The organism is Agrobacterium leguminum (genome assembly GCF_015704895.1).
In the GTDB taxonomy this organism is placed as follows: domain Bacteria; phylum Pseudomonadota; class Alphaproteobacteria; order Rhizobiales; family Rhizobiaceae; genus Agrobacterium; species Agrobacterium leguminum.
This window is the reverse complement of the sequence record NZ_JADQWB010000007.1, coordinates 84,539-99,092: the sequence shown is the minus strand read 5'-3', so window position 1 is coordinate 99,092 and position 14,554 is coordinate 84,539. Positions and strand designations below refer to the sequence as shown.

General features: G+C 60.0%; 10 protein-coding genes. 4 read left to right on the top strand and 6 right to left on the bottom strand.

Translation table 11 applies throughout. From position 1 onward, the window contains the following. Positions 1–11: 11 nt before the first annotated feature. From I3J13_RS12725 to I3J13_RS12710, 4 genes are all read right to left on the bottom strand, one after another. Positions 12–1,100 (bottom strand): ABC transporter ATP-binding protein, encoded by a 1,089-nt coding sequence (locus I3J13_RS12725; RefSeq protein WP_196379022.1) that lies wholly within the window; start codon positions 1,098–1,100, stop codon positions 12–14. A 5-nt stretch (positions 1,101–1,105) separates the two neighbouring features. Further along, positions 1,106–2,047 (bottom strand): carbohydrate ABC transporter permease, encoded by a 942-nt coding sequence (locus tag I3J13_RS12720; protein ID WP_003525110.1) that lies wholly within the window; start codon positions 2,045–2,047, stop codon positions 1,106–1,108. Next, positions 2,040–2,942, bottom strand: coding sequence for a carbohydrate ABC transporter permease (locus I3J13_RS12715; RefSeq protein ID WP_080854544.1), 903 nt, complete (start codon positions 2,940–2,942; stop codon positions 2,040–2,042). The genes I3J13_RS12720 and I3J13_RS12715 overlap by 8 nt, the downstream gene beginning before the upstream one ends. 143 nt (positions 2,943–3,085) lie before the next feature. Next, positions 3,086–4,318: an ABC transporter substrate-binding protein gene (locus I3J13_RS12710; RefSeq protein ID WP_196379021.1), complete on the bottom strand. Its 1,233-nt coding sequence runs from the start codon at positions 4,316–4,318 to the stop codon at positions 3,086–3,088. Positions 4,319–4,539: 221 nt separating this feature from the next. Between I3J13_RS12710 and I3J13_RS12705 the strand changes: the two genes are divergently transcribed. After that, a complete protein-coding gene (locus tag I3J13_RS12705) occupies positions 4,540–5,262 on the top strand; it encodes a CPBP family glutamic-type intramembrane protease (RefSeq protein WP_196379020.1) in 723 nt (240 codons plus the stop codon). 64 nt (positions 5,263–5,326) lie between these two features. Here the strand turns inward: I3J13_RS12705 and I3J13_RS12700 are convergent, their stop codons facing one another. Together I3J13_RS12700 and I3J13_RS12695 are read right to left on the bottom strand one after the other, a co-directional pair. Then, on the bottom strand, positions 5,327–6,757 hold the full coding sequence (locus tag I3J13_RS12700; protein ID WP_196379019.1) for a mannose-1-phosphate guanylyltransferase/mannose-6-phosphate isomerase: 1,431 nt from the start codon (positions 6,755–6,757) through the stop codon (positions 5,327–5,329). Positions 6,758–7,038: 281 nt separating this feature from the next. Further along, complete coding sequence (locus I3J13_RS12695; protein ID WP_196379018.1) at positions 7,039–9,468, bottom strand: glucose/quinate/shikimate family membrane-bound PQQ-dependent dehydrogenase; 2,430 nt, start codon at positions 9,466–9,468, stop codon at positions 7,039–7,041. A 325-nt stretch (positions 9,469–9,793) separates the two neighbouring features. Between I3J13_RS12695 and I3J13_RS12690 the strand changes: the two genes are divergently transcribed. The 3 genes from I3J13_RS12690 (at position 9,794) to I3J13_RS12680 (ending at position 14,462) form a co-directional block, all read left to right on the top strand. Then, on the top strand, positions 9,794–10,768 hold the full coding sequence (locus I3J13_RS12690; RefSeq protein ID WP_196379017.1) for a LysR family transcriptional regulator: 975 nt from the start codon (positions 9,794–9,796) through the stop codon (positions 10,766–10,768). A 159-nt stretch (positions 10,769–10,927) separates the two neighbouring features. Further along, positions 10,928–13,216 carry an NADP-dependent malic enzyme gene (locus I3J13_RS12685; protein WP_003524555.1) on the top strand — a complete coding sequence of 763 codons (2,289 nt, stop codon included), beginning with the start codon at positions 10,928–10,930 and terminating at the stop codon, positions 13,214–13,216. A gap of 409 nt (positions 13,217–13,625) precedes the next feature. Continuing rightward, positions 13,626–14,462 carry a transporter substrate-binding domain-containing protein gene (locus I3J13_RS12680; RefSeq protein ID WP_196379016.1) on the top strand — a complete coding sequence of 279 codons (837 nt, stop codon included), beginning with the start codon at positions 13,626–13,628 and terminating at the stop codon, positions 14,460–14,462. The last annotated feature ends 92 nt before the right edge of the window (positions 14,463–14,554 follow it).

Genomic DNA, 14,554 nt, shown 5'->3' with positions numbered 1-14,554 from the left:
TCGAAGCTGTTCTAGAGCCGGTCCTCGCTTTGCGAGTCGAACAGCGAGGCCATCGTCATGTCGAGGCCGAGGCGCACCTTGGTGCCCGGCGAAAACCGCCTGTGCCCACCGACGCGCACGGACATGGTATGCCCGGCATGTTTCAGCCAAATCAGATTGTCGGCGCCCATCGGCTCCTCGATATCGACAATCGCCTCATGCACTTCACCGCCAACGATATCGGCATCGACGCGCACGTGTTCGGGGCGGACACCCAGAACCACGGCGCGGCCGGCGGCGAGCGGCGTTTCCGCATGATAACCGTCCAGCGCGAAAGTCACGCCATTGGTGGTGAAGACCACCTTGCCGTCCTTTTCGATCAATTCGCCGCGCAGGAAATTCATCGAGGGCGAGCCGATGAAGCCGGCGACGAAGAGGTTTCGCGGCTTGTTGTAGATGGTGACGGGATCGGCGAGCTGCTGGATGACACCGCTTTTCATGATGGCGATGCGGTCCGCCAGCGTCAGCGCCTCGATCTGGTCGTGCGTCACATAAATCATGGTGTTCTTCAGCGACTGGTGCAGCCGCTTGATTTCGACGCGCAGTTCCGAGCGCAACTTGGCGTCAAGGTTCGAGAGCGGCTCGTCGAACAGGAAAACATCCACATCCCGCACCAGCGCCCGGCCGATGGCCACACGCTGGCGCTGGCCGCCGGAAAGCTCGGCGGGCTTGCGTTTCAGCAGCGGCTCGATCTGCAATATGCCGGCCGCCCTTTTGACGCGGCGGTCGATCTCCTCTTTTGGCACCTTGGCGACCTGGAGGCCGAAGGACAGGTTCTTCTCCACCGTCATCTGCGGATAAAGCGCATAGGACTGGAACACCATGCCAATGCCGCGATCCTTCGGTTCCTCCCAGGTGACATTGCGGTCCTTGATGAAGATCTGCCCATCGGTCGGCTCCAGAAGGCCGGCAATGCAGTTGAGAAGGGTCGACTTTCCGCAACCGGAAGAGCCGAGCAGCACGAGGAATTCGCCGTCGTAAATATCGAGATTGAGGTCTTTCAGCACGGTAACGGCGCCGAAGGACAGGGAAAGATCGCGAATGGAAACGCTTTTGTTCATATAGCTCAACCTTTTACTGCGCCTGCGGCAATGCCGCGGACGAAAAGCCTGCCGGAGACGAAATAAACGATCAGCGGCACGGCACCCGTCAGAAGGGTTGCGGCCATGTTGACGTTATATTCCTTCACGCCCTGCACGGAGTTGACGATATTATTGAGCTGCACCGTCATCGGATAATATTCCGGCCGCGTGAACACCACGCCGAACAGGAAGTCATTCCAGATACCGGTCACCTGCAGGATCATCGCGACAACGAAGATCGGCAGCGACATGGGCAGCATGATGCGGAAATAGATCTGCCAGAAATTCGCGCCATCGATGCGCGCCGCCTTGAACAGTTCTTCCGGCAGCGAGGCGAAGTAGTTGCGGAACAGCAGCGTCAGGATCGGCATGCCGAAGATGGTGTGCACGATGACGAGACCGGTCAGCGTGCCATAAACGCCCATTTCCCGCAGCACGATGACGATCGGATAGATCATCACCTGATAGGGTATGAAAGCGCCGATGATGAGGATCGAGAAGAACAGCTCCGACCCCTTGAACTTCCAGTTGGCCATGGCGTAGCCGCTGACGGAAGCGACGACGATCGAGATCACCACCGAAGGCACGAGGATGCGCACGGAATTCCAGAAGCCGCGCGAAAGTCCGTCGCAGTTCAAGCCCGTGCAGGCATTGGCCCAGGCCTTCACCCACGGCTCGAAGGTGATTTCCACCGGCGGCGCGAAGATGTTGCCGAGACGGATTTCCGGCATGCCTTTCAGCGAGGTGACGACCATCACGTAAAGCGGCAGCAGATAATAGGCAGCAGCCACGAACAGCGTGCCGTAAAGAATGATGTTGCGGCGGGAAAAGGTCTTCCTCGGCTTCCTGCCGCGCGGGCCGGAAAGATCTTTGGCAACCGCATCGGTGGCGGCCACGACCGTGTTTAATGTGCTGATATTAGCCACGCTTCTTGCCTCCGAATTCGAGGTAGGCCCATGGAATGATGATAATGGCGACAGTCAGAAGCATCATGGTCGAGGCGGCAAAGCCCTGCCCCAGGTTCTGCGCCTGGAACATGTAGTCATAGACATATTTCGCCGGCACTTCAGAAGCGATGCCCGGCCCGCCGCTGGTCTGCGCCACCACCAGATCGTAGACCTTGACGATGCCGCTGGCGATGATGACCAGCGTGGTGATGAAGACCGGCCGCATCATGGGAATGATGATGAGAATATAGGTCTTCCACATCGGAATGCCGTCGACGCGCGTCGCTTTCCAGATGTCCTCGTCGATACCGCGAAGACCGGCCAGCATCAGGCACATGACGAGCCCCGTGCCCTGCCAGAGTGCCGCGATCAGGATACCGTAGATGACGATCTGGGAGTTATAGAGCGGATCGAAGGTGAAACTTTCCCAGCCCATCGAGCGAACCACGGACTGGATGCCGAATTCCGGGTTCAGCAGCCATTGCCAGACGAGGCCTGTGACAATGAAGGACAGGGCGAAAGGATAGAGGAAAATGGTGCGGAAGGTGTTTTCGAAACGGATTTTCTGATCCATCAGCGCCGCCAACACGAAGCCGATGACGAGACTGAAAATCAAAGACAAAATGCCGTAGATCGCCAGATTCTGGATGGAAACGATCCAGCGTGGTGCTGCCCACAGCCGCTCATATTGATCGAAACCGATGAAACTCGCGCGCGGCAGAAGCTTTGAATTGGTGAAGGAATAAACCACGGTCCAGATCGTTCCGCCGAGGAAGATCACCATGGCGGTCAGTATCATGGGAATGGAGGCAATCTTGGAATTGAGATTGCGGAAAAGCTGGTTGGGGCGCCCCGAGCGCGCTTGACCCGCCATGTTACCTCATCCTGTAACGTTACAGTCAACAGTCAGGCAAAAGCCTCACCGCATGAAACCCCTGCCCGTGCTGGTGATTGTTGCACAGGCAGGACGCTGGAAAGGAAAGCGGCGAACCGCTTTCCCACCCGGAGAGATCACACTCAGTCCGCCGAACCGATAATGTCCGCGAAGCGCTTCTGCCCGTCTTCCGCCGACATCGAGCCCGCGAAGAATTCCGCCATCAGGTCTTCCTTCTGTTTCTGCGTATCGGCGGAAATCAGCTGGTCGGTGCTGGTCAGCGCATTACCCTTGGCCAGAATTTCGAGACCCTTCTTCATGCAGTCATTGGCGGCGTTGAGATCGACGTCGCCACGGATCGGCAGCGAACCCTTCTTGAGGTTGAAAGCAACCTGGGTTTTCGGATCGACGATGGTTTCGGCCAGCACATCCTGCGCCTTGGATTTCGCCTCATCCTTCAGGAGCGGGAAATAGAAAGCGTCGCCGCCGGTGGTTATGTAATCGTTGAGGCCGAGACCCGGCAGGCAGGTGTAATCCGTGCCGGCCTTCTGGTTGGCAAGCTGGAATTCACCCTGTGCCCAGTCACCCATGATCTGGCCGCCGGCCTTGCCGGTGATCACCATGTTGGTGGCCTGGTTCCAGTCCTGAACATTGGTGCCCTTGGCCATATCGCGCGCCTCGACGGCAGCCGCGAAAATCTTCGCCATCTCGGGCCCGGCTGCCGCCTCGGCATCCTTGTCGCCATAGACTTTCTGATAAAGATCCTTGCCGCCGATCGAAAGCGTCAGCGTGTCGAACAGGCCGTTGGCCTGCCATGCCTGCCCACCGAGCGCGAGCGGCTGGATGCCAGCCTTTTTCAGCGCCGGCGCGGCGGCGACAAATTCCGTCCAGTTCTTCGGAACTTCGACGCCCGCCTTCTTGAAGGCTTCATTGGAAAGCCACAGCCATTGCCAGGAATGGATGTTGACCGGCGCGCAGTAAATCTTGCCGTCGATGGTGCAGCTGTCGAGCAGGCTTGCCGGCTTGATGACGTCCTTCCAGTTGCCCTTTGCGGCAACATCGGACAGGTCGCGCATCAGACCTGCCTGCACCAGCTCTTCCGCCTGACGGCCGTGGTTGAACTGGGTCGCGCCCATCGGGTCGCCGCCGGTGATGCGGCTGATCATGATCGGACGGGCCGTGCCGCCCGAACCGGCAATCGCGCCATCCACCCATTTGTTGCCGGTGGCGTCGAAAGCCTTGGCCAGTTCGGCCACCGCTGCGGCTTCGCCGCCCGATGTCCACCAATGGGTCACCTCAAGATCGGTGGCCCCGGCGACACCCGCCGGAATCATGACGCTGGCCAAAAAGGCCGCAGAAATAACACGCATTCGCATGAGTCTCCTCCCTCACTGAAACGTTGCAGTTGGAACGTATGCGAAGATTTTTGATTAGGCAACCGCCTAAAATACGAATCTCACAGCGCCCTCAGGAGGCATTTCGAACCATTGGAAAATGCGCCGAATAAGCTTGCGACACAGGGGATTGCGCTGCGTAATCCACACGCAATGCCAGTCTCTTACAAAACTTCGCAGCGAGGAAAACAGGTGAAGAGACCATGAAGCGCTGGCATATTCTTTTGGTCATCGGACTGGCCGGTGTCGCATCGCTTTTATTGGCGACATTTGAACAGCTTGTACCGGGACAGCAACTTTCATTCGGAATGCGCCTGCTGATCCTCATCCAGCCGGCAATGCTGACCATCGCGGCGGCTGCAACCGGTCAGGCTCTGGCCGCAAAACTCGGGCTTGGCGCGCCCTTGGTCGATAGCTGGCTGACGGGTGGCAACCCGCGAGCGGTGCTGCGAACACAGGTGCCGCCCGCACTGGCCGTGGGCATTGCCGTCGGCCTGCTGATGATCGCCTATTCATCGGCGATCCTGCCATCGGTCGCGGATGCGGCCACCGTGGCAAGAATGACCGCATTTAATGTCCCGCTGGTGACCCGGATTCTCTATGGCGGGATCACGGAAGAGCTATTGACCCGATGGGGCCTGATGTCGTTTTTCGCCTGGGCGTTCTGGCGCATGACAGGAAGAGAACAGATTCGACCGGTGATTTTGTGGGCCGCCATCCTTCTGGCGGCGGCACTCTTCGCCGCCGGTCATCTGCCGTTTCTGTTTGCGATTGTCGCTCAACCGCAAGCGGCGCTGATCCTTGCAGTCCTGCTCACCAATTTCATTCCCGGCCTGCTGTTCGGATGGCTGTTCTGGCGTCGGGGGCTGGAGGCAGCGATGCTTTCCCATGCCCTTGCCCATTGCGTGAACGCGCTGATCTCCTGAGCCGAAAAGGCGAGCCGGACAACTATCCGCTCACCTTCCCTAAACCTTCGGCGCTGGGGCAGTTCTATTGCCTTTTATAATCGTCCTCGATACGGATGACATCATCCTCGCCGATATAGGCTCCGGTCTGGATTTCGACCAGTTCGAGCGGGATCTGCCCCTCATTGGCAAGCCGGTGCGGCTGGCCGATCGGGATATAGACCGACTGGTTCTCCGTCAGCAACTTCGTCTCTTCGCCGATCGTCACCGTCGCCGTGCCCTTGACGACGATCCAGTGTTCCGAGCGATGATAATGTTTCTGGAACGAGATGCGGTGGCCGGGATCGACCGTGATGTGGCCCACCCGGTAACGCTCGTCCACATACATGTGTTCGATATAACCCCAGGGGCGATAGACGCGTTTGTGGCTTTGCGTCTGCGGTGCGTGTTCGCCGTCCTTCAGCGTCTCCACCAGACCCTTCACATCCTGCACCCGGTTTTTCGGCACCACCAGAACCGCATCCTTGGTGGCCACCACCACCATGTCTTTGGCGCCCACCACCGTCGTCAGCAATTGCGTCGAATGGATGAGGCAGCCTTCGGAATCGATGAAGACGCCGTTGCCTTCCAGCGCATTGTCGTTGCCGCGCTTGTCGGCGATCTCCCAGATCGCATCCCAGCTGCCTATATCCGACCAGCGGAAATGGCCATGCACCACCGCCATGCGTTTGGTCTTCTCGATCACCGCATAGTCGATGGAGTTTTTCGGCGAGGCCTCGAAACTTGCCTGATGCAGGCGCACGAAGCCGAGGTCGCTTTCATATTGCTCGACCGCCTGCGTCACCGCCGCAAGAATCTCCGGGGCGAAGGCCTTCAGTTCGGCGATCATCACATCGGAGCGGAACAGGAAGTTGCCGGAATTCCAGAGATAACCCTTTTCCAGATAGGAGATCGCCGTCTTCATATCCGGCTTTTCCACGAAGGCGTCGACGGCGCTGAGGTCTTTTTCGCCGTCGATCGCCTCGCCCGGCTTGATATAACCGTAGGAGGTGCGCGGTTCGGTCGGCACCAGCCCGAAGACGACGATATTGCCCTGATCGGCGGCTTTTGCGCCGAGTTTCACGGCGTCGGAGAACTTGTCGGCATCGAGCACCACATGATCGGCGGCAAGCGCCAGCACCAGGCATCCGGGCTCGCGGCGCTCGGCCAGCACGGCGGCGGCGGCCATGGCGGCGGCGCTGTCGCGGCGGGCGGGCTCCAGCACCACGGTTGCCGGCAGATCGATCTCTTCGGCCTGACGGCGGGCGAAGAAACGGAAATCCTCATTGGTGATCACCAGCGGCTCGGCATAAAGCCCCTTGTCGCCCACCCGCTGCAGCGTCTGCTGATAGGTCGAAAGATTGCCGACCAGCGGCTGGAACTGCTTGGGCAACTGATCGCGCGATACCGGCCAAAGCCGCGAACCAGCACCGCCGGCCAGAAGAACCGGCGTGATCTTTCGAGAGTGTTCCTTCACAACAAAACCTTTCCAACTCTAAAAATTTCCCGGCGCGCCGGACAATATACATATTTCGAAATACCGCCATCATCGGTTCACGGGCGGATAAGCGCAAGCTCATAAATTCGCCTTGTGAAAGCTTGGTGAACGGCGGGGGCATTTGCCGGCAGGCCCGTTTTCCTAACGCAAGCGGGAATGCGAGGTTCCGCACGGAATGGCCGCTCAAACCGACCACAGGCAAAGAAAAAGCCCCGGGACCATGCCCCGGAGCTTCTTTTCAAAACGATGAACCGTCCGGATCAATCCGGTAGCGCATAGGCGATCACATAGTCGCCGCGATCGGGCGACTGGCGTGCACCGCCGGCCGAGATGACCACATATTGCTTGCCTGTCTTCGGAGACTTGTAACTCATCGGGCCGCCCTGGCTTCCGACCGGAAGGCGGGCCTTCCAGACTTCCTTGCCGGTCGCCGTATCGAAGGCGCGCAGATAATAATCCTGCGTGCCGGCGATGAAGACGAGACCGCCCTGGGTGGCAAGCGTGCCGCCGAGCGTCGGCATGCCGATCGGGATGGGCAGGCCCATCTTGATGCCGAGCGGACCCGTATCCTCGACGGTGCCAACAGGCACCTGCCACTTGATCTTCTGGGTCTTCATGTCGATGGCCGTCATCGTGCCATAGGGCGGAGCCTGGCAGGGAATGCCGAGAGCCGAAAGGAAACGGTTCTTGTCGACGGCATAGGGCGTGCCCTTCATCGGCACGAGGCCCATGCCGGTATTGACACTTTCGCCGCCGCTTGCCGTCGCCTTGCTGGGCGCGGCTTCCTTCATCTGAATCCAGAGGCCGAGGCGCATGTCATTGACGAAAATGGTGTTCGTCGTCGGGTCCGTCGAAAGACCGCCCCAGTTCATGCCGCCGAGCGAGCCCGGAAACGACAGGGAGAGGTCCGTACCCGGCGCCGTATAAAGCCCTTCGTAGCGCATGCCCTTGAAGGCGATGCGGCAAAGAAGCTGGTCAAATGGGGTAGCACCCCACATGTCCGCTTCCGTCAGGGTCTGCGCGCCGATCTCAGGCATGCCGACCGAGCGCGGCTGTGTGGGCGCATAGGGCTCGTTCGGAATATTGGCAGGCTTGACGGGAACCTCTTCCACCTTGGTCAGCGGCTGGCCGGTCGCCCGGTCGAGGACATAGATCTGGGCAGCCTTGGTGCCGAAAACCAGTGCCGGAACAGTCGTTCCATCCGCTTTCGGGAAATCGATGAAGCTTGGCTGCATCGGCACATCGAAATCCCAGAGGTCGTTATGAACCGTCTGGTAGACCCACTTTTCCCGACCGGTGGTGGCATCGAGCGCCAGCATCGAAGCACCATATTTATGGTCGAGCGGCGTGCGCGTCGCGCCGTACAAATCCACCGAAGGGCTGCCGACCGGCATGAAGACGGTGTTCAGCTCCGGATCGTAGGACATGGATGCCCAGACGTTGGGTGTGGAGCGCGTGTAGGTCTGCCCTTCGGGCGGCAGTCCGGTGATCTCCGGGTTGCCGGGGTCGAAGGCCCAGCGAAGCGCGCCGGTCACCACATCGAAACCGCGCATCACGCCACCGGGCATGTCCACCTGCACGTTGTCGGCGATACGGCCGCCGACAACGACGGTGGTGCCGGCAAGAGTGGGAGCCGAGGTCAGAACATATTGCGGGTCCGGCGCATTTCCGAGGCCGATCTTCAGATCGACGCGACCATTGGTGCCGAAATCCGGGCAGAATGCGCCGGTATCTGCATCGAGCGCGATCAATTCGGCATTGATGGTGTTTATCAGAATGCGGCGCTGGCAAAGCGCGCCTTCAGCCACCACCGCCGGCGTGACAGGTGTTGCGCCCGGCGCAGTCGGCTGCTTCAGCGGCGCCTTCGCATCGAAATAGGCAAGGCCGCGGCAACGCATCCAGACGGAGGATTTCGCGTTGATTTCCGTCTTCCACTTCTCAGCGCCGGTATCGGCATCGAGGGCGATGACATTATTGTGCGGCGTGCAAAGGAACACGGTGTCGCCAACCTGCAGCGGTGTTTCCTGATCTTCCGCACCATTCGCGCCGGGGCTGATGGGGGTGTCGCCGGTATGATAGGTCCATGCGACTTCAAGGTTCTTGACGTTATCACGCGTGATCTCGTCAAGCGCGACAAAGCGGCTGCCGCCGGATGTATTGCCGTAATGCTCCCAGTTCTTCTGCTCCGTTTCCGGAGTTACCGGCGTCAGCGCGGCCGCCTCGCCATTGAAGGCGACGGTCGGATGCGGCACGAACATGCCGGCAAAACCGGCACCGGAAGCGATGGCAAGAATGGCGGCGATGGTGAAAGAAGAGCCATATGCCGGGGCCTTGCCGGCCGCGCGGCGCAAGAGCGGATAGGAGAGCGCAACGACCGTGGCGCCGACACCCATCGCCAGAAGACGGGAAATGAGCGGCCAGAAGTGCAACCCGGCTTCCCACACCGCCCAGACGCCGGTGAGAACGAAGACGAGGCCGAAGAGAAGCGCGCCGGCAGGCTTGCGCAGCAGGATGAGCAGGCCGGAGACAATCAGCCCGATACCCGCCGCGATGAAATAAAGGCTGCCGCCAAGGGCCACGAGCTGGCCGCCGCCAATGGCAAAGAACAGGCCTGCGGCAACGATGACCGCGCCGAGCACCAACAGCCATAATCTGGCTGGGAACGATAATGAAGTTGCTGGATTACCCATGAAAGAATGTCCGTTTGGAAGAGCCGCCCATAAGGCTGACGCCCGATGATCGTTCAGTGTCCGGCAAAGCCCGGACAGTCCACCGCCACTGCGGCCAGACGAAGTTGCGCCAGAGGCGGCGCGGCTGAACGGGGAACAATAGTGGGGAAGACTTCCATCGTGACTGTCATTTTGACCCATTCACTGCAGGTAACCGCCGGTCCCATGGACGGCGGACAAGGTGCTTGAACAAATCCTCCCCGGTCCGCATCGCCAAACCCCGCAAAAGCGGCAAAGACGACCGAAACACTGGCTGCGGTATAACGTCGCCTGCGACAAGATGACAATGCGCAAGATGGGCAATTTTGATAAGCTGTACTTATACCACACCAAGCCCCTCAACACAAAGACCTGTCCGCCGATGGATATTCGCCAGCTCACAATATTCGTGGAAGCCGCAAGGGCCAGGAACTTTCGCGCCGCCGCCCTGCAGCTCGGCATCGCCCAGCCCGCCGTGACACAACGCATCCGCCAGTTGGAGGAAAATCTGGGCTTCAAGCTCTTTCATCGCATCAATCGCGGCGTCGAACTCACCCCGGCCGGTCAGTCTATGCTCATCGAGGCGGAAGAAATCCTCGCCCGTACCAAGGGCGCGCTGGAAAAGGCGCAGCAGATCAGGCGCGGCCAGCTCGGCACGCTGCGCATCGGTTACGGCACCAGTGTCATGGCCGAGCGCAAACTTCCGGCGTTGATCACCCGCTACGGCGATGAGCACAGGGATGTGACGCTGGAACTGTTGCCCGGCATGACAATGGAACAGCTGATCGAGCAGGTGACGACACGCAAGACCGACGTCGCCTTCATCCGCGCGCCCCTTCCCTCGCTACCGCAGACCCTGCGGGCCATGCCCTTCGATCGCTCGAGGCTTTGCGTCGCCCTGCCGGAACGTCACGCACTCGCCGGTCGCTCCCGGATTTCGGTCAACGATATCGTGCGGGAAAAACTACTGCTGCCGGTTGACGAGATCGGTCTTGGCCTCAGTAGCAGCGCACTTTCGCTTTTCGAGGATGCTGGCTGTGCGCCGGAAATCGGCATGCGCATCGCCAACGTCAATACGATCCTCGCGCTCGTGGAGGCCGGCGCGGGCATTTCCATCCTGCCGGAAACCACGGTGCGCTCCGCAAGAGGCATTGTCGGCGTGCCGCTGGAGAGCGCCGATGCATGGTCCGATTGTGTGCTGGTCGTCAGGCGCGGCGCCCTCGCCCTGCATGTCGAAGCCTTCGTGAACATGGCCCGACAGGCCTATCGGCCAAGCCTCTGACGCGAACCAGGGGAATTAATCGATTGAATCGGCCGCAAATTTCATCACGCTTAAATTTGCTGCACTGAACAACATTCAAGGCTTGGCAGGGGCGCGAAAAATACAATAACAACGGCGGATATTTTTACACTGTTATCGACACGAAAGCACGCTCAGCCCATGTCCGACACGACGAAACCCGCCAGCACCAGAACATCGGTTACGGATCAGGAAGCCCTGGATTTCCACGCGGAAGGCCGACCGGGGAAACTGGAAATCACCCCGACCAAACCGATGGCGACGCAGCGGGACCTGTCGCTCGCCTATTCGCCGGGCGTGGCCGTGCCGGTGAAAGCCATCGCCGAAAATCCGGCGACCGCTTACGACTATACAACACGCGGCAACATGGTTGCGGTCATCTCCAACGGCACGGCCATCCTCGGCCTCGGCAATCTCGGCGCACTCGCCTCCAAGCCCGTGATGGAAGGCAAGTCGGTCCTTTTCAAGCGCTTCGCCGACGTCGATTCCATCGATCTCGAGGTCGACACCGAAGACGCCGATGAGTTCATCAATTGCGTGCGCTACCTCGGCCCCTCCTTCGGCGGCATCAATCTGGAAGACATCAAGGCGCCGGAATGTTTCATCATCGAAAGCCGCCTGCGCGAGTTGATGGACATTCCCGTTTTCCATGACGACCAGCACGGCACCGCCATCATCGCCGCTGCCGGCCTCATCAACGCCATCGAACTGACGGGCCGCGACTTCAAGACGACGAAGCTCGTCTGCAACGGTGCGGGTGCGGCGGCAATCGCCTGTATGGACCTCATCAAGGCCATGGGGTTCAACCCTGAAAACATCACGCTCTGCGATACCAAGGGCGTGATCTATCAAGGCCGTACCGAAGGCATGAACCAGTGGAAATCCGCCCACGCGGTGAAAACCAACAACCGCACGCTGGCGGAAGCCATGAAGGGTGCGGATGTGGTGTTCGGCCTGTCGCAGAAGGGCGCCTTCAGCGAGGAGATGATCCGTTCCATGGCGCCGAAGCCGATTATCTTCGCCATGGCCAATCCGGACCCGGAAATTACGCCGGAAGAAGTGTCGCGCATCCGCGACGACGCCATTATGGCGACCGGGCGTTCGGACTACCCGAACCAGGTCAACAATGTCCTCGGCTTCCCCTATATCTTCCGCGGTGCTCTCGATGTTCGCGCCAGCCAGATCAACGACGCGATGAAGATCGCGGCGGCACAGGCGCTCGCCGATCTTGCCCGCGAGGATGTGCCTGACGATGTGGCCGCCGCCTATCAGGGCAACCGCCCGCGCTTCGGATCGCAATATATCATTCCGGTTCCCTTCGATCCGCGCCTGATCTCGGCCATTCCGGTGGCCGTGGCCAAAGCCGCCATCGAAACCGGCGTCGCCCGCCGCGAATTGCCCGATCTCGACGCCTATGCCCGCGAGCTTTCCGCCCGCCGCGACCCGATGGCCTCCACCACGCAGCGCCTTTACGAGCGCGTGCGCCGCTCGCCGAAGCGGGTCGTTTTTGCGGAAGCCGAAGAAGAACAGGTCATGCGCGCGGCGATTTCGTTCACCGCGCAGGGCCTCGGCACCGCCATCCTGCTCGGCCGTGACGATATCATCAAGGCCAATGCGGAGCGCGCCGGCATCGATCTCGACCGCGCCAATATCGAGATCACCAACGCCCGCCTTTCCAGCCGCGTCGATGCCTATGTCGATTATCTCTATGCGCGTTTGCAGCGCGGCGGTTTCCTGCTGCGCGACGTGCAGCGTCTGGTTCACAACGACCGCAACCATTTCGCCGCCTGCATGGTGGCTATGGGCGATGCGGATGCCGTGGTGACAGGCGTTACCCGTAACTATTCAACGGCGCTGGAAGATATCCGCCGCTGCATCAACACCAAGCCTGGCCATCGCGTCATCGGCGTTTCGCTGGTCGTCTCGCGCAACCGCACCGTCTTCGTTGCCGATACCGCCGTGCATGATATGCCGAATGCGGAAGACCTTGCCGATATCGCCGAAGAAGCAGCCGGCCTTGCCCGTCGTTTCGGTTACGAGCCGCGCGTTGCCATGCTCGCCTATTCCACCTTCGGCCAGCCGACCGGCGAACGCTCCGACAAGGTGCGCGAGGCGGTGAAAATCCTCGACAGGCGCAACGTCAATTTCGAGGTCGACGGCGAAATGTCGGCTGATGTGGCGCTGAACCATCACCGCATGCAGAGCCAGTATCCTTTCGCCCGGCTTTCCGGCCCGGCCAATGTGCTGGTCATGCCCGCCATCCATTCCGCTTCCATCTCCACCAAGATGCTGCAGGAACTGGGCGGCGCAACCGTCATCGGCCCGCTTCTCGTCGGCCTCGACAAGTCGGTACAGATCACCTCGATGGGGGCGAAGGACAGCGATATCGTTAATATGGCGGCAATTGCGGCCTATAACGCCGGACGGTGACGGCAGGGGCGGAACGTTTGCGGCACGTTTCTTCTCCCCGCCGGGGAGAAGGTGGCCCGAAGGGTCGGATGAGGGGGCGACGTTGGCTATAAACCGAGAGCTTGCCCCCTCATCCCGCTGCCGCGACCTTCTCCCCGGCGGGGAGAAGAAACAAGCGGCATTCGCTCGCTCTCCCTGTGGCCATTTGGCCCACACACGGCATCTTGATTATCCTCCCGCCCTCACGGCCAGACATAAAATAGCGGAAGCAAAGAACAAGATTCTACGATCTCAAATTATTAGGATAATTTTTCCCTCCAAAAGATTTATTGGAACCGGATTTTATTCATACTATTTTTCACGCAATGCCAATTCTCGCTCTTGGCGGGTGCCTCATGTAGTTTCCACCTACAATCAAAAGGAAATACCCATGGCCCTCTCTTTCTCCAAATTTGCCGCAAAACTCATCGCCGGAACCGTTGTCATCGCTTCGATGGCCACTGCCGCTTACGCGGATGCAACGCTCGACCGCATCAAGGGTCGCGGCAAGCTTACCGTCGGTGTCATCCTCTCCGGCGCGCCTTTCGGTTTCATCGATCCGAAGACGCAGGAGCAGAAGGGCCTCAACATCGACGTCGCCAAGGCGCTGGCCGCCGGACTCGGTGTCGAGCTGGTCACCGAAACCGTGACCCCGCCCAACCGCGTGCAGTTCCTGCAGCAGGGCAAGGTCGATATTCTGATCGCCAACATGCAGTACACGGAAGAGCGCGCCAAAACGCTCGATTACGTACCGACCCCCTATGACCGCCAGGGTGGCGCCGCCATCGGCCGCAAGGACAGTGGCATCAAGGACTGGTCGGATCTGAAGGGCAAGATCGCCTGCGTTTCGCAAGGCTCGAACTACACCCAGCCGCTGATCGAACAATATGGCGCTCAGGTAAAGGCGCTGCCGAGCCAGCCGGAATCGCTGCTGGCTCTCAAGGGCGGCAATTGCGACGTCTCCGTTCACGTCAACGGCACGCTGAGTCTGATGCTTCAGGACCGCGCCGATGAGTGGAAGGATTACGGCATCCTCATCCCCACCGACCTTATCCCGTCTGATTCTGTGATCTGGCTGCGCAAGGGCGAAAGCGACGCGCAGGCCGCTCTCGACAAGATCGTCAAGGAACTGCACGCCTCCGGCAAGATGCTCGAATTCGCCAAGGCCAACCGTCTGCCGAGCATCGGCTATATGGAAGAGCAGCAGAAGAAGCTTTCGGCGCAATAAGACAGGCGCAGGGTCTCTCCGTTCCTTGCCTGTCCTCACCGCAGGGTGAGGATGATGCCGAACAGGCGGAGTGATTTCCTATGACCATCAGG

Bases quoted from the DNA above. Each gene is read 5' to 3' on its own strand.
- I3J13_RS12725 (WP_196379022.1), bottom strand. From the start codon at position 1,100: ATGAACAAAAGCGTTTCCATTCGCGATCTTTCCCTGTCCTTCGGCGCC.
- I3J13_RS12695 (WP_196379018.1), bottom strand. From the start codon at position 9,468: ATGGGTAATCCAGCAACTTCATTATCGTTCCCAGCCAGATTATGGCTG.
- I3J13_RS12690 (WP_196379017.1), top strand. From the start codon at position 9,794: ATGCGCAAGATGGGCAATTTTGATAAGCTGTACTTATACCACACCAAG.
- I3J13_RS12680 (WP_196379016.1), top strand. From the start codon at position 13,626: ATGGCCCTCTCTTTCTCCAAATTTGCCGCAAAACTCATCGCCGGAACC.
- I3J13_RS12715 (WP_080854544.1), bottom strand. From the start codon at position 2,942: ATGGCGGGTCAAGCGCGCTCGGGGCGCCCCAACCAGCTTTTCCGCAAT.
- I3J13_RS12685 (WP_003524555.1), top strand. From the start codon at position 10,928: ATGTCCGACACGACGAAACCCGCCAGCACCAGAACATCGGTTACGGAT.
- I3J13_RS12705 (WP_196379020.1), top strand. From the start codon at position 4,540: ATGAAGCGCTGGCATATTCTTTTGGTCATCGGACTGGCCGGTGTCGCA.
- I3J13_RS12710 (WP_196379021.1), bottom strand. From the start codon at position 4,318: ATGCGAATGCGTGTTATTTCTGCGGCCTTTTTGGCCAGCGTCATGATT.